Source organism: Clostridium sp. NSJ-145 (assembly GCF_021044725.1).
Taxonomy (GTDB): domain Bacteria; phylum Bacillota; class Clostridia; order Clostridiales; family Clostridiaceae; genus Clostridium; species Clostridium disporicum_B.
In genome coordinates this window covers 13,456-36,079 of record NZ_JAJNOS010000023.1, presented here as the reverse complement: position 1 = coordinate 36,079, position 22,624 = coordinate 13,456, and the positions used below count along the sequence as shown (strand labels likewise).

Genomic DNA, 22,624 nt, shown 5'->3' with positions numbered 1-22,624 from the left:
ATTATTTCTCCTTCATCATTAAATAAATAAAATATGGTACTCCAAATATTGATACTGTTATTCCCACTGGAATTTCAATTGGAGAAAATAAATTTCTTGAAACCGCATCAGCAAGAAGAATTATTATAACGCTTATCACCGCTGAAATTACAACGAAATTCTTATGATAAGGCCCAACTAACTTCTTTGCAATATGAGGAGATATAAGTCCTAAAAATCCAATATTTCCTGCAAAGGCTGTTGCTACTCCTGCTAAAATAACTGCAAAGCTTAAAAACTTCTTTCTTTCTTTTTCTAAGTTTAATCCTAAAGATATCCCAATCTCATCTGAAAGATTTAAAACATCTAATTTTTTATGGTTTAGTAAAACTACTACAAACATTAAAAGTACTATTGGGATTATTACCTTTGCATAGCTCCATCCTGAACCCCAAAGACTTCCTGATGTCCATACTAATACCTTATTATAATCTCCAACTCCACCTCTAAAAGTAAAGAAAGTTATAAAAGCATTAAGTCCTGCATTTAATCCAATACCTATTAATAAAAGTCTTTTTGGTCTTATTCCTTTTCTGCTTGATAACATATATATCATAAAGGCTGCAATACCTGCCCCTATTACTGCCATAATAGGTAATACAAATATTGAAAGTCCTCCAAGCTCACTATAATAATTAGCAGTTTGATAAGTGATAAATAATATTGCTGCTACTGATGCTCCTGCATTTATACCTATTATCCCTGTATCCGCTAAATCATTCTTAGTTATAGTTTGAAGTATCGCTCCTGCTGTTGATAATGCAACTGCTACTGATATTCCTACTAACATTCTAGGCAGTCTTATACTTAATATAGCTGTATTTTGAAGCTTAGTTCCATTTCCAAGAAGAGTATTTATAACCTCTAATGGTGAAACCTTATATGTACCCCAGCATAATGTAACTGCAAAGGAGATAACTAATAACGCTAATAAAATTAATAAAGTTATTTTGTATTTTCTTTTTTTCATTATCCCCTCTCCTTTCTAGCTATTGCTATGAAAAATGGTATTCCAATTAATGCTGTAAATACTCCAATTGGAGTTTCATACGGATTAAATAACATTCTAGCTGCAATATCTGCATAAGTTAAAAGAACTGCTCCAAGTAAAAATGAACATGGAATATTTCTTCTATAATCTTCACCTAATAATTTTCTAACTATCTGTGGAACTATAAGTCCAACAAAGGCTATATTTTTACCTACTGCTACTGCTGCCGCACACATTGGTATCATAACCATAAGAGTCATAAACCTTATTTTCTCTGGATTTTGACCAAGACCAATAGCTACATCGTCACCAAGATTTAAAATATTTATCTTTGGTGATAAAACACAAGCTATAATAAGACCTATAATTCCTACAAAAAATACTAATCTAAAATCTGCCCAACTAGCATTTCTGAATCCTCCAGACACCCAGAAACCTATCATTTGAGATTGGTTTGATAAAAGTCCTATAACTGTAGTTAATGAAATAAAAAAGGTACTCATAGCTGTTCCTGCTAAAAGTATTTTTGCAATAGAATTATTATTGGCTTTTTTTGATATAAATCCTAAGACTATAATTCCAGTTATAAGTGCTCCTATAAAAGAAGCTATCATTACATTAGTTGTAGTTATTGCAATACCTGCTGCATAAAAAATAGCTATTACTAAAGTTGCTCCTTGGCTAACCCCTAATATTGATGGTTCAGCTATTGGGTTTCTTGTAACTCCTTGAATCATAGCACCTGTTACTCCTAATATCCCTCCTGTTAATAATACAGAAAGAGCTCTTGGAATACGTACATCTCTAACAAGCATTTTTTCTAAAGTTTCACTATAATTAAAGATACTGTCAAAAATGTCCGTAAAAGTAATATGGACGGATCCTAGCCTTACAGCCAGAACCAGTCCTCCTACTAAAAGTAACAAACTACAAATCACAAAGATTATTGTACGCTTCTTACTTTGTTCCATTTAACATTTCACCTATTTCATCTACTAATAATTCTCTTCCGATTGAGCTATATCCTTGGTTAAAGTATGGTGATGAATCTAATACTACTACATGACCTTCTTTAACTGCAGGTAAGCTGTTCCATATTGCATTTGATTCAAGCTGAGCTAAATCTTCAGCAGTTGCTATTAAGAATATATAATCAGCTTTGATTGATGCTAATCCTTCATAAGTTACAACTGGTAAGCTTATATCAGTTTGTTCTGGCATTCCTTCTGGTTTTGCAAGTCCCATATCGTTGTATAATACATCACCAAAACCTGCACCATCAAAGATAAAGAATTGTCCACCACTTGCTAAGAATGAAAGATAAGTTGTATCTTCACCGTATTCTGCTTTAATCTTATCTCCAGCTTCCTTAGCTTTAGTTTCGTAATTTGCTATCCACTCATTTGCAACATCTTCTTTATTGAATACTTCTGCTAAAGCTTTAACATCATCTTTCCAGTTTAAAGCTTCTAATTGAATCATAACTGTTGGAGCAATCTCACTTAATTGGTCATACATCTTCTCTTGAACTGTTGATATAACTATTAAGTCTGGGTTTAAGTTCATAACTGCTTCTACGTCCATAGTATCTTGCATGCTGTAACCTAAAATCTCTGCACCTTTTAATGTTTCTTCTAAGTATGCTGGGAATTTAGTATAATCATAAGCATCACTATTTGCAGTTCCTATAACCTTATATCCTAAAATTGATAAAATATCACTGTTTCCGCTTAAGTCTACTATTCTTTGAGGATCTGCTGGTATTTCTACTTCTCCTCTTACATCTGTAACTGTTACAGTATTTTCTGATACGTTATTAGCTCCATCTTCTGTTTTAGCTCCACATCCCATGAACATTAAAGCTGTAACACAAGAAACTACTAACGTCTTTAATAAATTCTTTTTCATAATTTACCTCCGTATATATTTAAGTCTAACTTTTTATTTCTCTTTCGTCTGAGATGATTGTATATGATATTCATTCTCAATTTCAACTGTTGCACCCAATTTGATAATTTTATCATCTATTATAATTATTTTTGTATCATACTAATTTATAAAGTAAATATGTATTTTTTATCGTAAATCTGATTAATTACTACTATTATTCCCAAATATACATAAATAATGGCATCTTCAAGAAATACTAAATAATTTTATTTGCCTGTTAAATACCATTATGTTTATAATATTTAAAAAGTTAAAAATTATATAACTTATACAATTTATACAAAGGATTGATAATCTATGATTTCGATTTGTAAAACAACTAAGGAATTTCAAAGCAGAGTTTTAGACAAAATAACATTTAGCCCATATCCTAAAGAAAATTGCATTATATATAAGAATGAATCTAGACCAGAACTAGGATATTTTATTAAATATAGCCGAGAAGATTATTATGATTTTGGAGTTGGTGATTATACAATTCCATCAGATTTTTCTCTCTCCTTTGACCATGAAGAAGAATTAATGCGTTTTGGCACAGTTTATACTGGAGAAACTAAATTTAAAATAGAAAATAATCCAGTTTCTTCTTTTAGCCCATCATCCTTTTTCGTAGTTGAAAAAACACTTAAAGGAAATCAAGTTTGGAGTAAAGGACAACATTTTCATGGGGCAGAAATAACAATTCATAAAAAATATTTTGATGAAGTAATAAAGCCAAATTTTAAAAATATCATAGATTTTGATTATTTCATAACCAACTATACCTACAACTATCTCCCTCTTGAAATAGCCTCAATTATACAGCATTTAAGGAGTTTAGCTGAAGTTGAGCGTTTAACCCCTATATATTTAGAAAGTAAAATTTTAGAATCTATTTCATTGATTAATGATGAAATTAATTCATCTCCTAATAATGCCTTTACTAATCAATTAAATTACGGAGAAATTAAAATAGGAAAAGATAGATATATCACATTAACAGCTTCAGACGCTAATGCAATAAAAGAGGCTTATGATATTTTGACAAAGGAAGCTTGTAATCCTCCGACTATCAAAAGCTTAAGCAAGAGAGTATTTCTAAATGAGCAGAAACTAAAGGCTGGATTTTCAGCTAAATACCATATGTCTATTAGCCAATATACTAATTCCATAAGAATGACAATGGCAGAAAATTTATTATCTACAACAGAATTAAGTATTGATGAAATTTCAAAAATGATTGGATATAATTATAGCGGTAATTTTATAAAAATGTTTAAAAAGACTCATGGAAAAACACCTCTAGATTTTAGAAAAGGTAAAAAATAATATACAAAAAAGGTTGTAGTTAAAACTACAACCTTATAAATTCAAAACTATCTTCTGTTGTTTTGTTCTTTCTTTGCTCTTCTGCAAGGTATGCATCTTGTTGGCTCGTTAGTGAATCCTTTTTCTTTGTAGAATTCTTGTTCTCCTACTGTAAATACGAATTCAGCTCCGCAATCTCTGCATGTTAAAGTCTTATCTGTCATATTTGTTCCTCCTAAATTTAAAGAATTTAAATCGATATAATAATCTCTAATTTACGAGAAACTATTTACCTGAATTAACTCTTATTGTTAGCATTTACGCTACTCATTAATAGTAACACACTTTCTTATTTATTACAACAAATATAATTTTAAAATTTATTTTATTTATTTCCAATACATCTCAAACATACTGATATCCTCTTTTATCGGCTAATTGAAAATAATTTTTTTCTTTATTTTCATAGTGAATTATATTATTTTGTAATATTAAAATCTTAGTTTTGATATAATATTTTTAACAAAAATTTTTGGAGGCTATTATGAAATTTCATGAAAAGACTATCAAAGAAACTCACATATATACAGGAAATTATCTAGAAATAAATAATGTTGAAGTTGAATTGCCCAACGGAAAAACATCTAATAGGGATATTATTAAACATCCAGGTGCATGTGCTATAATTCCGTTTTTAGATAAAGAAACTGTTTTATTAGTTGAACAATTTAGAAAACCATTAGAAAAAACTATACTAGAAATTCCTGCTGGAAAACTTGATAAAAACGAAGATCCTTTAAATTGCGCCCACAGAGAATTAGAAGAAGAAACAGGCTATAAAGCTAGCTCTATTACATATCTTGGTTCTATAGCTACAGCCCCTGGTTTCTGCGATGAAATTATTCACTTATATAAAGCTGAAAACTTATCATTAGGTACAAAATGCTGTGATGAAGATGAGTTTACATCAATTAAAACTTTTTCTTTAGATGAAGTAAAGGCAATGGTAAAATCCGGTGAAATAATAGATACAAAAACTATAAGTATACTTGCATACTTATAATAAATAAAGTGCCAATAGATATTTTGTTATACTTATCTATTAGCACTTATAATTTATAAATTCCCTTTAATTTTTAATTAGTATAATTTAAATAATCTTAAGAATTTTTGTAACATATTAAGATTTTCTTCTACTTGAATTTTCTCTTCTGTAACAGTAGCCTTTTCTACTCCTGTTGTCTTTATTACAAATTGCACTGACTCAACATTAGTATTTTTTTCTGATACAAATGATACAACTTCTGAATCTGATCCTGTGAACTTTTCTAGCATAGAATCAATTTGTTCATCCACTTCATCTTGTAATCCACTTGTTTCTTTAGAAAATTCTCCTGTTCCTTCTGCCATAGTCTTTGTTCCATTATAAAGTTCTGATGTTCCATTTACTAAATCAAGTGCTCCATTGCATATTTGATTGTATCCCATAGTTATACTATTTACAGCATTTGTGTATTCATTAATTCCTGAATCTAATGTGCTATAATTTTCAGTAAGCAGATTTATTCCATTCTTTAAATCATTCATATTTACTAATAGGTTTCCTAATGATGATACAAGGTTTTGTATACTTGCATCAAATACTTCATAGTTTTGTTGTAATGCAGTTACTCCTGTCATAAGCTCTCCGCTTTCACTGTCTAAAGCTGAATCTATTCCACCTATTAAAGCTTGGCTTCCTTGTATATAAGCAACATCTGCACTTAAAAGTGCTTCAACTGATATAAGTTTTCCTGCTGTTGTAACATAATTAACTACTGCATTAGTATCTCCTGAAGCATATTGATTAAATAAAGCTACTGCTTCTGTATCACCTGAAGCTACTAGTTGTCCAAGGCTAGCTTGTACTCCCTCTATTCCTCCATTTACATAAGCACTATAAAGATTTCTTTGTGTATCTGTTATTCCTAAAGCAGCAATAGCATTATTATGGCTATTTATAAAATCATTTATATCTGTTAATCCATTTTGTGATAATACTCCATAGTATGTATCTATTGATCCATCTATAGACTGAAGTCCTCCTACAAGCATAGCTATTCCATTTTTTATTTGTGCAGAAGCATCGCTTAATTTTGTAATCTCACCAGAAGAAATAGTAACTCCACTTAAAGCTGAATCTATAGTTTCTAAGGCAGTTTTTACTTCAGAAGAACCATTTGTTAAAGATGATGATTTTCCATTTAAAGTATTTAAAGCTTCATTAATTGTATTTATTCCATCATTTAATTTCCCTGCTCCACTATTAAGGGTTTCTGCTCCGTCATTTAGGTCCTTAGCGCCATTATCTAATTCGCTTACTGCATCTTGTAATTCTGTTATCTTATCTGAAAGGTTGCTAGTATCAACATTCTCCTTACTAATACCAAGATTTAATTTAATCCCATTTATATCAATCCCATCCATTTCAAAATCAGTTACATCTGCTGATATTTTAATATCTTTTTCGTTGCCTGGCATCACTGTGTAAGTAAGCTGTTTTAAATCACCAGCATTAGCTACCGTAGCACCTTCACTTACAATATTTTTGCATATATTTGTATCTAACTTAACTGTAGATTGTAATGCATAACTTTCAAAAAATCCTTCTTTTGCCTTAGTATTTTCTGTAATGTTAATTTCTATCGTAAGCTTTCCACTCATTCCTGCAATTTCTTCTGGTGAATACTCTTTTCCATCCATCTTATAAGTGATATCTATATTCCACGGTATTTCTGCATTTTCCATAATACCTTCATAATATAGCTTATCTTTAGAACTTTTTATTTTTATTACTCCTGAATCATAATTAATTTCATCATTTGTATTCATATTTCTTACTTCTATATAATTTCCATAATCAGTTATATCACTATCATTAAATATATTAACAACGTAAGTTCCAAGTAAATCACCATCAGAATTTAAATTTACATATACTACTTCTTCTTTATTACTAGCTATTGAAGCTGCTTGTACAACAGTTGGTAATATATTTGAAATTACAAATAGAGATGTCACAACACCAGCTGCAGTTCTTTTTACTACTTTATTATTATCCATTTATATCAACCCTTCCTTTATATCTAATCCTTCAGCTTTTTTAATCTTATTCTTTTTAACAACTACACCATCAAAAATATATAACAAGCCTGGTATAACATATATTACAATTACTAATGAACATATTGTTCCTTTTCCAAGAAGTCTTCCAAGCTGTGCTAGTAATTGATGGGTTGTCATATATCCAAGTAAAAGTCCTACAGCTGTCAATACTGTACCTGAAGTAAGTATTGAAACCATTGATACTGATACTGTCTTTACTACAGACTCTTTTTTATTAAATTCTTTTCTAAAATCTAGATATCTTTCAGTCATTAATATTGCATAATCTACTGTAGCTCCCAATTGAACTGAGCTTATAATTAAGTAAGCAATATAAAATAATGGTGTATTCATATAGTAAGGTATTGAAAGATTAAACCAAATCGCTGTTTCAATAGCTAAAACTAAAATTATTGGAACAGATATGGACTTCATTGTAATTGCTAATACTAGAAAAACTGCTCCTATTGCTAGTAAATTAACACTAACCATATCTGCTGTTACTGTATCCATTAGATCATAAGTGCTTACAGTACTACCTGCTAAATAATATTTATCTCCATAATATTCTTTTGCAATATTTCTAATTTCCTCTACTAACTTAAAAGCTTCTTCTCCTTCATAATCACTTTTAACTGTAATGACCATCCTACTATAATTATCACTTATTAATTTAGATAAAGTATCTTCATCTAAATATTCCATAGGAACTTCTGCACCAGCTTTATCTACATAAGATATTATAGAGCTTACCTCTTTAACTTCCTTAAGTCTTTCTGATAATTTTTCCTCAGTCTCAAAATCACCTCTAGGTACCATTAATACAAAGTTATTTGACTTGCCAAAAGTATCTTCTATCAACTTTGTATCTCGTCCTAATTTAGTATCTTCTCCAAATATCTTAGAAGCTCCATAATAATAGTCATTATTTATAGATGCTAAATAAGAAGGTACAATTACAATTGCAAATAAAATAGAAAATGGTATCATAATCTTTCTTACTACCTTAGCAAATCCATTGAAACTAGGCATAAAGTTTCTATGCTCCCCTTTATCAATTAGCTTACTGCAATATAAAATTAATCCTGGAGTAAAAATAAACACTGTTATTAAGCTTAAAGCTATTCCCTTAGCTAATGCAAATCCAAGGTCTGGACCTAATTTAAATTGCATTACTGTAAGAGCTAAGAATCCAATTACAGTAGTTAATCCACTAGATAAAATTGAACCTGTAGATTTGCATAACGCTTGTACCATAGCCTCTTTATTATCTAATTCTTCTTTTCGTATCTCTTTATATCGATGTAATAAAAATACAGAATAATCTAGTGATACCGCTAACTGCAATATATTTCCTGCTGCATTAGTTACAAAAGATATTTCTCCAAAAATCAAGTTTGTACCAGAATTTATCATAATCGCTACACCTATTGATAATAGTAATATGATAGGTTCAAACCATGATGTTGTAGTAACTAATAGAACTAATAAGGTAAACGGTACTGCTATCATCACTATTCTACCAATTTCCTTTGTAGTAGATTCTGTTGCAACGACTGTATCCACTACTGTTCCTGAAAATGCATTATCATCACCAATCAAATCCCTTATCTCATTTACAGCCTCTATTCTTTTACTTTCATCTACAGTTACAGTAAATAAGGCATTCCCATCAATGTAATAATCGCTAATTATATCTTTATCTATAGTATCTAATGGCTCTTTTATATTAGCTACATCATCTAACCACATAACTTCATCAACACCATCAATAGCTTCAAGTTTATCTTTAATATCAATAGCTTCAGGTATAGTAACATTAGATACCATTATCCTTCCATTAGGTATTCCACCCTTGAACTCATTCTCCATTACATTTAGAGATACTGTTGATGATGTATCATCTGGAAGGTAATCGTTCATGTCATAATTAACAGAAACCAATGGCTTACATAAAGCTGAAAATATCATTACTATAAAAAAGACTATTAAAATTAATCTTTTATGCTTTACAACTCCTCTAAAAAACTTTTCCTTCATTTATTGCTCCATCCCCTTTTTAAATAGCCTAATTATTAGACACTGTGTTGATTTATTAGTCCATTTAGATTATAATAGACTAAAATTTCCATATCAATAATCAATATTTTTGAAAATGTTAAAAACTAGACTTCCTTTTGTAACTCTGAATATTATTAGACAGATTTTAAAAATGTGTCTATTTTTAATAACCATTTTTCATACATGATATTGAAATAAATCTTAGGAGGATATCTATGGAACAGAAATCTACTGATAGGCGTATCAGAAAGACTAAAAATGCCTTAAAAGATGGACTTATTGAACTTATGTTGGAAAAAAGTATAAATGATATTACAGTTAGAGAACTTACAGAAAAAGTTGATTTAAATAGAGGAACATTCTACTTGCATTACAAAGATATTTTTGATTTGCTAGAAAAAATTGAAGAAGAATTATTTGAGGAATTTAATAAAATTATGGATGCTCATTCTCCAGATAAACTTGATGGCCGTCCTCTTCCACTTTTAGAAGATATTTTTATGTTTTTAAAAGATAATGCTTCCATGACAACAGTATTATTAGGTCGTACTGGAGATATTGCTTTTGTTAATAAAATAAAAGATATTATACGAAAAAACTGTTTTACTTCATGGAGTGCCTTTTTTAACTCTGAAAACATGAATAACTTTGATTATTTTTATACTTATATTCTTTCAGGATGTTTAGGATTATTTGAGGCCTGGTTAAATAATGGACTAAAGGAATCACCACATGAAATAGCATTATTAACAGAATCTTTTATACTTCATGGATTTCAAACTTTAAAATAGAATCTTTATCTTATCTTGCTGATAAATAAAGTTACAAATAATTAAAAAAATCTAGCACTTTAGTTGTTAAACTTTTGTGCTAGATTTTATTTCTAACTAAATTTCATTTTAGTAAGCTGTATAACCACCATCACTCATAATGATAGAGCCAGTTATATGAGCTGCTTCTTCACTTGCTATATAAAGAATAGTTGCTGCTTGCTCTTCAGGAGTTGCTGAACGTTTTTGTAATGTTTCAGTTTTTCCACCTATCATAGTTTCTGATTTTGCTTCCTCTAAAGATTTTCCTTGAGCCATAGCTGTTCCAAGCTTAACTTTAATCTCTTGAGCACTTCTATCATTTAATGGTGTTGCTGTAACTGCTGGAGAAACTGAATTACAACGTATGTTGAATTTAGCCAAATCATTAGCTACAGCTTTAGTTAATCCATTAAGCGCATGCTTAGATGTAACATAAGCACTTGCTCTATAAAAACCTGTAGTTCCTGCCACTGATGATACATTTACTATAGAACCACCTTGTTTATGGTTCAACATATTTTTAACTTCTTCTCTACAACAATAAAATGCTGAATTTAAATTTGTATTTATAACTCTTGACCATTCTTCTGTAGATAGCTCATCAATTCTTTCTCCATGTCCTACAACTCCAGCATTATTGATAGCAACATGTAATTCTCCTACTTCATTGTTTATTATATTAAATAAGCTTGTAACTTCATCTTCTCTACTAACATCAGCTTTTATAAATCTTGCTTTACCACCATTTTGAACTATTTCAGAAAGTACAGCTTGTGCTCTTTCTTCGTTACGTCCTACTATAATTACAAATGCACCTTCTTTTGCCGCTCTAATACAAACAGCCTTACCTATACCAGATGTTCCTCCAGTTACAAGCATATTTTTTCCTTCAAACCTACCTTCAAAATAATCTCTCATTTTAAACATCTCCCTTTTTGTATTATTTACATAGCAATTATAACATATATTACATTATTTTCCTTTAGCGTTTTATCAAATATTTTTGATTATTTTTATTATTTTTTTACTATTCTCTTAATTTAATCGTAAAATACCTGGTAATTTATTATATTTCAATAAAACCATTTACAAACTTTGTCGAATATTGTATTCTTGTAACCGTAATCAAAAAATAAAAAATACTTATTACTATACGGAAAGGATGTTTATTGTGTCTAATATCGGAATATTTGACGTTTTAGGACCAATTATGATAGGTCCATCATCATCACACACAGCTGGTGCAGCAAGACTTGGTAAAATAGCTAGAACAATTGTAAATAAGCCTATCAAAGATGTTACTTTTTTACTGCATGGCTCTTTTAAAGAAACTTACAAAGGACATGGAACAGACCGTGCGCTTGTTGCGGGAATATTAGGAATGATGCCTGATGATTCTAGGCTTAAAGACTCACTTTTAATTGCTGAATCAGAGGGTCTAACAATTAAATTTCTTCCAGCAGATTTAGGACAAGTTCATCCTAATACAGTAAAATTTCTTATCACTGATTTAGATGATATTCAATGGGAAGTGCTAGGCTCTTCTATCGGTGGTGGACTAGTTGAAATTTACGAGATAAATGGAAATAAGGTAAAAATAACTGGAGAATATCCTACTATTATTACTAGCCACGATGACATTCCTGGTACTATTTCTAAGATTTCTACTATTTTCTATGAAAATGAAATTAATATCGCTAATATGGCTCTTGTAAGAAGTCAAAAAGGACAAGATGCTACAATGACTGTTGAAATAGACCACACTGCTTCTGATGAAGTAATTGAAAAAATAAAATCAATAGACGGAGTAAACCGTGTTATTGTTATAAACTCTTTAGGTTAGGGGGATTTTAACTATGATGATTGCAAATTCTGGTAAAGAATTAATTGAAATATGTGAAAAAGAACAAATATCTTTAAGTGAATATGCTATACGTAAAGAAATGGAATGCAAAGGCGTTTCTCGTGAATACTTATTTGAACAAATGAAACTTACTCTTGATGCAATGAAAGAAAGTGCTACTGTTGGTAGAGAGAAACAAGTATATTCTCTTAGTGGTCTTATCGGTGGAGATGCTTATCGTCTACAACAATACAGCAACTCTGGTAAATCATTAATGGGAAGTGGTATCGTTACTGCAATGGCAATGGCTATGTCATCTTCAGAAGTAAATGGTGCTATGGGTAAGATAGTTGCATGTCCAACTGCTGGTTCATGTGGTATCCTTCCTGCTGTAATCTTAAGTGCTGGAGAATTATTAAATAAAACTGATGAAGAACTTATTCAAGGTTTATTTGCATCTTCAGCTATCGGTATGATTATAGGAATGAATGCTACTTTCTCTGGTGCAGAAGGTGGATGTCAAGCTGAATGTGGTTCTGCAGCTGCAATGGCAGCAGGTGCTGTAGTTGAACTTATGGGTGGTACTCCTAAGATGAGTTTAGATGCTGCAGCTATAATTTTCAAAAACGTATTAGGTCTTGTATGTGACCCTGTTGCTGGTCTTGTTGAAATACCTTGTGCAAAAAGAAATGTATCAGGTGCGATAAGTGCTCTTTGTACAGCAGATATGGTAATGGCAGGAGTAGATTCAAAGATTCCTTTTGATGATGCAGTTTCAGCAATGTACAAAGTTGGTACAAGCATGCCTGCTGAATTAAGAGAAACAGCTTTAGGTGGAGTTGCTATTACTGAAACTGGTCTAGCACTTAAAGAAAAAGTATTCGGGAAATCTTCTAAATAATAATAAACGAATAATTACTTAACTACTTAACAGCAAAAATTTAACTTATGATAAATTTTAAAAAAACAAATGATTAATAGGGGATGAAAAAATGGATATCATATTTGGAACTGTTCTTTTACTTGTAGTACTTGGACTATTTACTTTATTTAGCTACAAGGCACCAAATGGAATGAAGGCTATGGGAGCTCTTGCAAATGCAGCTTGTGCTAGTTTCTTAGTTGAAGCCTTTCACTTTGCATTCTTTGGTGAAGTATTAAAAATTGAATTTTTACAAGGTGTAGGTAGTGCAAACGGAAGCCTTGGTGGTGTTGCAGCAGGTATACTTGTACCGCTAGCTCTTGGAGTTTCTCCAGTTTATGCAGTATTAACTGGTCTTGCTGTTTCAGGCTTTGGTATATTACCAGGATTTATAGCAGGATACCTAATATCTTATGTTGTTAAATTCTTAGAAAAGAAAGTGCCAGCTGGTTTAGATCTTATTGCTATAATAATTATCGCTGCCCCACTTTCTAGATTAATTGCTACTGGCGTAAACCCAATAGTTAATGGAACATTATTAAAAATAGGTGATGTATTACTTTCATCTGCAAATTCAAGCCCTGTAATTATGGGAATTATCCTTGGTGGAATATTAACGGTAGTTGCTACAGCTCCACTTAGCTCAATGGCTCTTACTGCTATGCTTGGATTAACTGGTGTTCCAATGGCTATAGGTGCTTTAGCAGTATTTGGTTCTTCTTTCATGAACTATGTATTCTTCCACAAAATGAAGTTTGGTTCTAAGAAAGATACTATAGCAGTTGCTATAGAACCTCTTACTCAAGCAGATATAATTAGTGCAAACCCTATTCCAGTTTACGTAACAAACTTTATAGGGGGAGCAGCAAGTGGTATAATAGTTGCTTTAATGGGATTAGTAAACAATACTCCAGGTACAGCTACTCCAATTGCAGGGTTTGCAGTTATGTTTGCTTACAACCCAGCTATAAAAGTTTTAATAGCAGCAACTGGATGTATCATAGTAAGTGTAATAAGTGGATATATCGGATACTTAATATTTAAAAATAAGAAAATCCTTACTGCTGATGAAATAAGAAATCCTAAAGCAGCATAATCAAACGTCAAATATACTTATACATAATTTATAAGACTATCCTAAGATAATAATACTATTTATCTTAAGATAGTCTTTATTATATTTTTTATTAAATTTTAATATTAAGAACTACTTTCTTCTAATACTATATTAAATTAAATACAATATCTTAAATATTATATAAAATTATTTCTTTTCTATTTGCACTTATATGACCTTATTTAATAAAAAAGCAAAAAAATATAGGTGAAATATAATTTCACCTATACTAATTCTTATTTATCTAAAACATATCCATAAGCTCTAACTTTACCATCTTCTTTTTCAAGGTAAACACCTTGGATTTCTGGAGCAAAGCCTGGGAAAGAATTAATTCCCTCTTCTAAAATTAAGAAATATCTTTGAGCTACTGTATTCCATCTTTCACCTGGAACTACGCAGAATACTCCTGGTGGATAAGGAAGTGCTCCCTCTAATGCAATCTCTCCAACTATATCAGTTAATGGTACAAGCTTAGCATTATTTCTCTTAAGCTCAACATTAGCTTCTCTTGGGTCCATTACATACTCTGGAAGTGAATCTCTTCTAAATAATAGCTTTTGATAAGTTTTAGCATCATTCTTTTTATAGAAGTCATGCATCTCTTGGCATAGTCTTCTTATTGTGTAACCTTTATAACGCTCTTCATATTTAGAGTAAAGCACAGGTAGAACTTCACTTAATGGAGCATCTTCTTTTATAAATGTCTCAAATCTTACAAGATGATTTACAAGACCTTTCATCTTTGCAGGAGTTTCTGCTGGAGTTAATAAGAAAAGAATTGAGTTTAAATCACACTTTTCAGGTATAACTCTATTATCTCTTAAATAATTTGCAAGTATTGTTGCTGGTATACCAAAATCTTCATATTCACCAGTCTCTACGTTTATTCCTGGAGTTGTAAGCATAAATTTATTAGGGTCTACAAAGTATTGGTTTTCTCCATATCCTTCAAATGAATGCCATCTTTCTCCTGGATGGAATTTGAAGAATTCAATATTTGTTGATATTTCTTCTGTATCATAATCTTGCCATGGCTTTCCATTAACTACTGGTGGAATAAATGGTTTTAATAAAGTACATCTTTCTAAAACGTCTTTTCTAGCATCAACACCAATCTTTATACAGTCTGCCCAAAGCTTTCTTCCTGCTTCTCCATCTTGCATTCTAGCATTAACATCTAATGCCGCAAATAATGGATAGAATGGACTTGTTGAAGCATATAACATATAAGCATTATTGAAACGCTTATGGTCTATATAACGCTTTTGTCCTCTAAGATGACTATCTTTCTTATGGATTTGAGAAGTTTGAGAAAATCCTGCTTGTTGCTTGTGTATAGATTGTGTAACAAATATACCTGGACCTTCTGGTGTTAAATTTAATAATAATGGAGAACAATCTCTCATCATTGGTATAAACTGCTCATATCCAACCCATGCTGAGTCAAAAAGAATATAATCACAAAGGTGTCCTATCTTATCAACTACCTGTCTTGCATTATATATAGTTCCATCGTAAGTTCCAAGTTGAATAACAGCTAATCTAAATGGTCTCTTACTTTTAGCTTTTTCTGCATCAACCTTAGCTGCCTCATTTCTTAAATACTCTTCATTAAAGCAATGTGCATCTATTCCTCCTATAAATCCAAATGGATTACGAGAAGTTTCTAAATATACAGGTTTTCCTCCAGCTGTTACTAAAGCTGAATTATATATAGATTTATGGTTATTTCTATCAAATAAAACTAAATCTCCAGGGGCAACTGTTGCATTTATAACTACAGCATTTGACGTACTTGTTCCATTCATTACAAAGTATGTCTTATCTGCATTATATACCTTTGCTGCATATGCTTGAGCTGACATTGCAGGACCTTCATGTATTAATAAGTCCCCTAAATCAACGTCTGCATTACATATATCTGATTTAAATATATTTTCTCCAAAAAATTCATACATAGCTCTTCCAGCTGGATGCTTAAGGAAGTACTTTCCACCTTGATGTCCTGGACATGCAAATGCTAAATTTCCTCTTTTTGAATATTTACTTAAGACATCAAAAAATGGAGGTAACATTTGCTCTTCATATCTATCAGCTGCTTCATTTACTTCTTTACTGAACTCTTCTGTATTTAAATCTTCAGCTTTTACTATTTTAGCAACTTTATTTTTAATAGATTCATCAATATTATCAGTCTCAGCTATAACAAATATATCTATTCCGAATTTTGTGTCATATATGCTATTAATAATTTCTATATCACATTCATTAACTACAGCAACTGCTACATCTGTATAATCAGTTGACATTGCTGATATAATTTCTCTGTCTGTATAGAAATAATATTCTGTTTTATTAGTGCAAGCAATCTTTAAGGATTTCATGCTTATTCCCCCTTGCTTTTTAGTATATAGTTATAATTTGCTTAATTTTAAAAATATATTATAGGTATACTTTAATAATTAACATCATAATTATATAGGTAGTGCATTTGAAAGTAAATGCTGTAATATTAATAATATTCCTAATATCAAAAAAAGCACCTATATGGTGCTTAATTCTTAACATAATATATAAAAATATTTTTGTAATTCTACTTACTATATAACAAATACAAGGTGCTATTTTAGCCGATTCTTCCACTCTTCATAAATTGTGCAAGTTCCTTTGCATAATATGTTAGTAATATATCTGCTCCTGCTCTATATATACTTGTTGCAGTCTCACAAACAATATTATCTTCATCTATAAATCCCATTTTTGCTGCTGCTTTTATCATGGCATACTCACCACTTACACTATATGCAGCTACAGGAACGTTAACTTCATTAGCAACATCACGAATTATATCTAAATATGATAATGCAGGCTTAACCATAATTATATCTGCACCTTCACTAATATCTAATAAAGCTTCTCTCATTGCCTCTTTTCTATTATGATAATCCATCTGATAAGTTTTTCTATCTCCAAAAGATGGTGCTGAACCAGCAGCTTCTCTAAATGGTCCATAGAAAGACGATGAATACTTAACTGCATAAGACATAATTGGAATATTTTCATAACCATTTTCATCTAATATACTTCTTATTGCAGCAACTCTTCCATCCATCATGTCTGATGGTGCAACCATATCAGCTCCAGCTTGTACATGCGATAAAGCTGTTTTTGCTAATAAAGGAAGAGTACTATCATTATCTATCTCTTGTCCCTTTAACATACCACAATGACCATGTGAAGTATATTCACAAAGACATACATCTGTTATGTAATAAAGCTCTGGGCACTCCTTCTTAGCAACTCTTAATGCTCTTTGTATTATTCCATCCTCACTCCAAGCTCCAGTACCTAATGGGTCTTTTTTATCAGGAATTCCAAATAACATAACATTTTGTACACCACTATCTACTATTTCTTTTAAAACTTGTGGCAACATATCTATACTATATCTAAATTGATTTTCCATTGAAGATATTTCTTCCTTAATGCCAGTTCCTTCTTTTATAAAAATAGGATAAACTAATGATTTTATATTCATCTTAGTCTCTCTAACCATAGAACGTACAAAAGGATTACTTCTAAGTCTTCTCGGTCTATTTATTAAGTCCATTAATCAATACCTCTCTTACTACATTCAATAACACATTCTACTAAACTTTCAATTGTAGCTTCCTTTGAAACTGACACCTTCATACCATAACGGCTAGCTTCTTCTGCTGTCTTCTTTCCGATACAAATTGAGTTTATAGAATTATAATCTAAATCATCTATAGAGTTTACAAAGCCTTTTACTGAAGATGCACTAGTAAATACAACATAATCTTCATCATTAACTTTAATATCTTTATTTTTCTCATATACAATATCATATAAAGGAACAACATCTATTTGTTTTTCATATGACTTTAAATTTTTATAAAGCTCAGTATCTACTTCTTTAGGTACACAAACCATAACTTTATCGTCTACAGAAATGCGCTCTGATAATCCTTTAGCCATAGCTTCACCATAGTATTCCTCTGGCATATATTCTACAAATATTCCACGACTCTCTACAGCTTTCTTAGTGGCTGGTCCAACAACTGCAAATTTAATATTAGCTAACTTTCTAATATCTATTTTTTTATCTATTAATTCATTAAAAAATATTTCAACTGCTGCTTCTGATGTGAAAGCAACCCAATTATAATCTTTAATATTATTTATAGCTTCATCTAATACTTCATTATTATTAATAGCTACAGTTTCAAAACTTGGTACTTCTACTACCTCTGCCCCCAAGTCATATAACATCTCTTTAAGCTTAGATGATTTACGTCTAGGTCTAGTAATTATTATACGTCTTCCTCCTAAAGGTCTCTTCTCCGCCCATGAAAACTGTTCTGATAATGAACATACCTTTCCAACAATAATTATGCCTGGAGTTCCAACATAATTTTTTCTTGCTTCTTCAGGCAATGTTTCAATAGTTGCCACTACTTTTCTTTGATTATATCTAGTTCCCTTTTCTAATATAGCAGCAGGTGTATTCTTATCCATTCCAGCTTCTATTAACCCTTTTGAAATATCAGGTAAAGCCCCTACACTCATAAGAAATACTAAAGTTACATCTCCTAATGCTACTAAGCTTTTATAATCAATAGGGTCATTACAACCCTTCTTTTTATGACCTGTTATAATATGTAGAGATGAAGTAAAATCTCTATGTGTAACGGGTATCCCTGCATAAGCCGGTACAGATATTGCTGATGTTATACCAGGTACAATTTCAAAAGGAATATTATGTTCACATAATAATTCTAACTCTTCACCACCACGACCAAATAAAAATGGGTCTCCACCCTTTAGTCTTACAACTCTTTTTCCTTTTTGAGCTTCTTCTAATAAAATTTCATTTATTCTTTCTTGTATAACCTTATGATTTCCAGCATGTTTACCAACATCAATACATTCTGCATTAGTTGGAATCATCCTCATAATTCCATCACCAACAAGTTGATCGTAAACAACAACATCTGCTTGTTCTAGTACACGCTTCCCCTTTAAAGTAAATAATCCTTCATCAGATGGACCTGCTCCTACAAGCCACACTTTTCCTGTATTCATCCTATTTCACCTCTCAACTTATCTGCTAATGTTTCACCTAAAGCTTCTGCTTTTAGTACATCTCCCACAATAGTATCAATTATATGCTCTTTTGTTTTCTCATTATAATGAAGTCCTACTAGCTTTATTTCATTTCCTATTACTCTTGCATTAGCAGCAATTGGAGATGAGCATCCTCCATTTAATACTCTTACAAAGCTACGTTCTGCTGTTGCACAATACATTGATATTGGGTCATTTACCCCTTGTAAAAAGCTAACATCTAAATCTTTTCTTGCTTGAATTGATAATATTCCTTGACCTGCAGATGGAATCATTTCTTCTACAGAGAAATATTTGCTTATTCTATTTTCTAAACCAACTCTTTGTAATCCAGCTGCTGCAAGAATAAGAGATGAGTATTCCCCTCTGTCAAGCTTTGCAAGACGAGTAATAATATTTCCTCTTACTGGTGTTATCTTCACATTACCATATAAATTTTCAAGTTGTAATTTTCTACGATTACTAGAAGAACCTATGTTAGATAAATATTTCTCCCTATCTAAAGATTCTAAAGTTTCACCTTCTGGTAATACTAATACATCTCTTGCATCACCACGTGTTGGAAGTGCTACAATCGGTAAATCTTCACTTACTTCCATCGGCATATCCTTTAAACTATGAATTGCAATATCAATTCTTCCATCTATTAATGCCTGGTCTAGTTCTTTTACAAAAAGCCCTTTTCCCCCAATTTTATCTAAGGTCTTATCTAAAATTAAATCTCCTGTAGTTTTTAATGTAACTAGTTCTAATTCTAAGTTTGGGTTATATCTACGAATTTGATTCATAACTAATTCTGTCTGCATGACAGCTAGCTTTGAATCTCTACTTCCAACTATAATTTTATTTTTACTCATAAATCTGCTCCCATAGTCTATTTATTCTAACGTTTTTCAAATATACTCTACACCTTATTAATTCATCTACTTTTCTAAATATAGGTGATATCCTATATTAATTACATGCAATTACTTGCTGTTAATTCCAATGCTTTAAGTAATTCATTGTACTGCTCTCTATCCATATTTTCACGTAATCCAAATATTATTTTTGATACAGCTTTTTTGGTAGCAGCTTGTACACTACTTTGTAAAAAGCCTTTATCATCTTCAGATATATTTATATTCTTATATACCTTTGTAAGCTTACAATGAGCTAACTCCCCAACTATTTCACTTATCTCATTTACCTTAGGAGCTAAGGCCCTAATCTGATACCAATTAATAAAATCCTGTTTATATTCTGAAAGAATTTCTCTTGCACTTTCTAAGTCTTCTTTTTCACATTCGGACCTTACTCCAAAATCATCTATATGAAAAAGTCTTACATTACTAAGCTCATCAATTTTAGGATCAATATCTCTTGGAAGTGCCATATCAATAAAGCAGTACATTTTCTCTTTATTTAATAATTCACTAATCTCTTCTCTCTTTATAGTGTAATGTGGACTTCTTGTAGCACTAAAAATAAATTCTTTTTCTTCTATTCCATTACATCTCTCTTCATATAGTACTACTCCACAACCTGATGGTATAATAGCTTGTTTCTTTTTATATTGCCTAAGTGTCATTTCAACATTAGCACCTACATCTACTAAGTTACTAGCCATAAGACGTCCCATCTCACCATTTCCAATAACGAGACATTTTTTTTCTTTTAATGACCCATATCTTCCTTCTAATTGAGAAATTATTGTCTCTGGTAAAGAACGATTTTTATTCGTTAATATTACTTCTGTTTTTACCTTCTTTGCTCCTGTTATAGCTGTTCTAAATAAAGTTTCTAATATACTATCTATATATCCACTTTTTCTAGCATTATCTGTAGCTACCTTTAATTGAGTTAAAATTTGATCCTCTCCAAAAATTTGAGAATGTATTCCACAGGCAAGCTCTAAAAGATAATCAACAGCTTCTTCACCTTTTCTTACTATAAAACATTTTTTTATATCTTCTTTTATAAGGAAATCTATTTCTTCATCTCCTAATACTTCATTTATAAAAAAGTCTAGTGATAAAGAATTATTTCCACTTATCCAAAGCTCTGTACGATTGCAGGTAGATAAAAAAATACATCCTTTAGCTATTTTTGAATCTATTAACTTCTTAGCTATAATATCCTGTTGCTCTGTTGTTAGCGAAAACTTTTCTCTATATTCAATATCAGCATTATTATAATTAATTCCTGTCATGTAAATATCCATATGCTCATCCTTTATTAATAACAATATAGATTATTAAACACCAAACTGTTATATATTTAACATTTAATGTTATATATTTAACATACCATAATTATATATTGAGTTAAATTAAGTTTTGCCTAAGTTAATCATAGGAAATATTTATGATTAATCCTTTACATTGACATAATTGAATCCATAATCTCTGAACGTTTAAAGCTCGATGCTACTTGAATAAAATTCACCATGCTATGCGATAAAAACTTATTCTTATGATATACAATAGAAAAAGAACGATTCCAAGCACAACATTCATTTTTTAGAACTACTATACTACCATTCTTAATTTGCTCTTCTACTAATCTCACTGATAAAACAGCCAAACAATTTTGTTCTATTACAGCATTTATCAAAGCTGTTGGGCAGTTTGCTACTACACTTTCCTTTATTGAAATGCCTTGTTTACTTATATAGTTTTCAAATTGTTCTCTTGTTCCACTACCTTTTTCTCTCATTGCAAATCCTTGATTTTTTAGCTCTTCCACTGTAAAATGACGACTTTCAGCCAATGGATGATTCTTACTACAGACAAGTACTAGATAATCATCTACTACTGGAATACTTACTAAATCTGAACTCTTTACAACACCTTCAACTAAGGCTATATCTATATTTGCTTTTAATAATTCATCTTCTATTGCTTGTGTATTATTTACATAAGAATAAATCTCAACAGTATCATCAATACGTTCAAACTCTTTAATAATGTCATTAATTAAACAACTTCCTATTGTGATAGTTGAGCCAATTCGGAATGATTGCACCTTAGAAGACTCTAACATTTTACTTTCTAATTCATCGAATTGCTTTACAACTTGTTTTGAGTAATATAATAGCTTTTTTCCCTCTTCAGTAATGAACAGTTTCTTAGATAAACGTTCAAATAACAAAAAGCCATAATGCTCCTCTAACTCTTTTATTATCTGACTTACCGTTGGTTGCGATAAATAAAACTTTGCTGCTGCAATGCTCATTTTCCCACTTTCTGCAACCTCGTTAAATACACGTAAATGTTTAATTGTCATATAATTCTCCCTCTTTTATCCTTTATCCAATAACCCCTTT

At 30.8% G+C, this 22,624-nt stretch carries 19 protein-coding genes; 6 read left to right on the top strand and 13 right to left on the bottom strand.

The genetic code is table 11. From position 1 onward, the window contains the following. Position 1 precedes the first annotated feature (1 nt). From LQE93_RS15555 to LQE93_RS15545, 3 genes are read right to left on the bottom strand one after another with little or no spacing between them, the layout of a single operon-like run. Positions 2–1,009 carry a FecCD family ABC transporter permease gene (locus tag LQE93_RS15555; protein WP_055267819.1) on the bottom strand — a complete coding sequence of 336 codons (1,008 nt, stop codon included), beginning with the start codon at positions 1,007–1,009 and terminating at the stop codon, positions 2–4. Further along, positions 1,009–2,001, bottom strand: coding sequence for a FecCD family ABC transporter permease (locus LQE93_RS15550; protein WP_055267821.1), 993 nt, complete (start codon positions 1,999–2,001; stop codon positions 1,009–1,011). The genes LQE93_RS15555 and LQE93_RS15550 overlap by 1 nt, the downstream gene beginning before the upstream one ends. Further along, positions 1,988–2,938, bottom strand: coding sequence for an iron-hydroxamate ABC transporter substrate-binding protein (locus LQE93_RS15545; protein ID WP_186838414.1), 951 nt, complete (start codon positions 2,936–2,938; stop codon positions 1,988–1,990). Before LQE93_RS15545 ends, LQE93_RS15550 begins: the two co-directional genes overlap by 14 nt. Before the next feature lie 339 nt (positions 2,939–3,277). On the opposite strand from LQE93_RS15545, the gene LQE93_RS15540 reads away from it, so the two are divergent. Further along, positions 3,278–4,288 carry an AraC family transcriptional regulator gene (locus LQE93_RS15540; protein WP_231074372.1) on the top strand — a complete coding sequence of 337 codons (1,011 nt, stop codon included), beginning with the start codon at positions 3,278–3,280 and terminating at the stop codon, positions 4,286–4,288. A gap of 47 nt (positions 4,289–4,335) precedes the next feature. Here LQE93_RS15540 and LQE93_RS15535 read toward each other — a convergent pair whose 3' ends face one another. Then, entirely contained in the window at positions 4,336–4,491 is a 156-nt protein-coding gene (locus LQE93_RS15535) for a zinc-ribbon domain-containing protein (RefSeq protein ID WP_055267825.1), read from the bottom strand. A 320-nt stretch (positions 4,492–4,811) separates the two neighbouring features. Between LQE93_RS15535 and LQE93_RS15530 the strand changes: the two genes are divergently transcribed. Beyond that, positions 4,812–5,330: an NUDIX domain-containing protein gene (locus tag LQE93_RS15530; RefSeq protein ID WP_231074369.1), complete on the top strand. Its 519-nt coding sequence runs from the start codon at positions 4,812–4,814 to the stop codon at positions 5,328–5,330. Between the two features lie 77 nt (positions 5,331–5,407). On the opposite strand, the gene LQE93_RS15525 is transcribed toward LQE93_RS15530, so the two are convergent. Both LQE93_RS15525 and LQE93_RS15520 read right to left on the bottom strand, forming a co-directional pair. After that, positions 5,408–7,369 carry a hypothetical protein gene (locus LQE93_RS15525; RefSeq protein WP_231074367.1) on the bottom strand — a complete coding sequence of 654 codons (1,962 nt, stop codon included), beginning with the start codon at positions 7,367–7,369 and terminating at the stop codon, positions 5,408–5,410. After that, positions 7,370–9,451 (bottom strand): efflux RND transporter permease subunit, encoded by a 2,082-nt coding sequence (locus tag LQE93_RS15520; protein ID WP_231074365.1) that lies wholly within the window; start codon positions 9,449–9,451, stop codon positions 7,370–7,372. Positions 9,452–9,687: 236 nt separating this feature from the next. On the opposite strand from LQE93_RS15520, the gene LQE93_RS15515 reads away from it, so the two are divergent. Beyond that, the gene (locus LQE93_RS15515) at positions 9,688–10,263 is read left to right on the top strand and encodes a TetR/AcrR family transcriptional regulator (RefSeq protein WP_231074363.1); all 576 of its coding nucleotides are present in this window, start codon (positions 9,688–9,690) and stop codon (positions 10,261–10,263) included. 108 nt (positions 10,264–10,371) lie between these two features. On the opposite strand, the gene LQE93_RS15510 is transcribed toward LQE93_RS15515, so the two are convergent. Further along, positions 10,372–11,202 carry an SDR family NAD(P)-dependent oxidoreductase gene (locus LQE93_RS15510; protein ID WP_055267835.1) on the bottom strand — a complete coding sequence of 277 codons (831 nt, stop codon included), beginning with the start codon at positions 11,200–11,202 and terminating at the stop codon, positions 10,372–10,374. A gap of 253 nt (positions 11,203–11,455) precedes the next feature. Between LQE93_RS15510 and sdaAB the strand changes: the two genes are divergently transcribed. The 3 genes from sdaAB (at position 11,456) to LQE93_RS15495 (ending at position 14,145) form a co-directional block, all read left to right on the top strand. Further along, entirely contained in the window at positions 11,456–12,127 is a 672-nt protein-coding gene (gene sdaAB / locus LQE93_RS15505; protein WP_231074361.1) for an L-serine ammonia-lyase, iron-sulfur-dependent subunit beta, read from the top strand. 13 nt (positions 12,128–12,140) lie between these two features. After that, the gene (gene sdaAA, locus LQE93_RS15500; protein ID WP_172675776.1) at positions 12,141–13,028 is read left to right on the top strand and encodes an L-serine ammonia-lyase, iron-sulfur-dependent, subunit alpha; all 888 of its coding nucleotides are present in this window, start codon (positions 12,141–12,143) and stop codon (positions 13,026–13,028) included. A 91-nt stretch (positions 13,029–13,119) separates the two neighbouring features. After that, positions 13,120–14,145 carry a PTS sugar transporter subunit IIC gene (locus LQE93_RS15495; protein ID WP_231074359.1) on the top strand — a complete coding sequence of 342 codons (1,026 nt, stop codon included), beginning with the start codon at positions 13,120–13,122 and terminating at the stop codon, positions 14,143–14,145. A 257-nt stretch (positions 14,146–14,402) separates the two neighbouring features. On the opposite strand, the gene speC is transcribed toward LQE93_RS15495, so the two are convergent. The 6 genes from speC to LQE93_RS15465 all read right to left on the bottom strand — a co-directional run bounded on the left by speC (position 14,403) and on the right by LQE93_RS15465 (position 22,584). Then, complete coding sequence (gene speC, locus LQE93_RS15490) at positions 14,403–16,553, bottom strand: ornithine decarboxylase (RefSeq protein WP_231074357.1); 2,151 nt, start codon at positions 16,551–16,553, stop codon at positions 14,403–14,405. A 242-nt stretch (positions 16,554–16,795) separates the two neighbouring features. After that, complete coding sequence (hemB, locus tag LQE93_RS15485) at positions 16,796–17,779, bottom strand: porphobilinogen synthase (protein WP_231074355.1); 984 nt, start codon at positions 17,777–17,779, stop codon at positions 16,796–16,798. Continuing rightward, positions 17,779–19,275 (bottom strand): uroporphyrinogen-III C-methyltransferase, encoded by a 1,497-nt coding sequence (gene cobA, locus LQE93_RS15480; protein WP_231074353.1) that lies wholly within the window; start codon positions 19,273–19,275, stop codon positions 17,779–17,781. Before cobA ends, hemB begins: the two co-directional genes overlap by 1 nt. Next, positions 19,272–20,174, bottom strand: a complete 903-nt coding sequence (hemC, locus tag LQE93_RS15475; protein WP_186839595.1) for a hydroxymethylbilane synthase — start codon at positions 20,172–20,174, stop codon at positions 19,272–19,274. The genes cobA and hemC overlap by 4 nt, the downstream gene beginning before the upstream one ends. A 101-nt stretch (positions 20,175–20,275) precedes the next feature. Beyond that, the gene (gene hemA, locus LQE93_RS15470; protein WP_231074351.1) at positions 20,276–21,520 is read right to left on the bottom strand and encodes a glutamyl-tRNA reductase; all 1,245 of its coding nucleotides are present in this window, start codon (positions 21,518–21,520) and stop codon (positions 20,276–20,278) included. A gap of 155 nt (positions 21,521–21,675) precedes the next feature. Then, positions 21,676–22,584, bottom strand: coding sequence for a LysR family transcriptional regulator (locus tag LQE93_RS15465; protein WP_055267850.1), 909 nt, complete (start codon positions 22,582–22,584; stop codon positions 21,676–21,678). Positions 22,585–22,624: the final 40 nt, after the last annotated feature.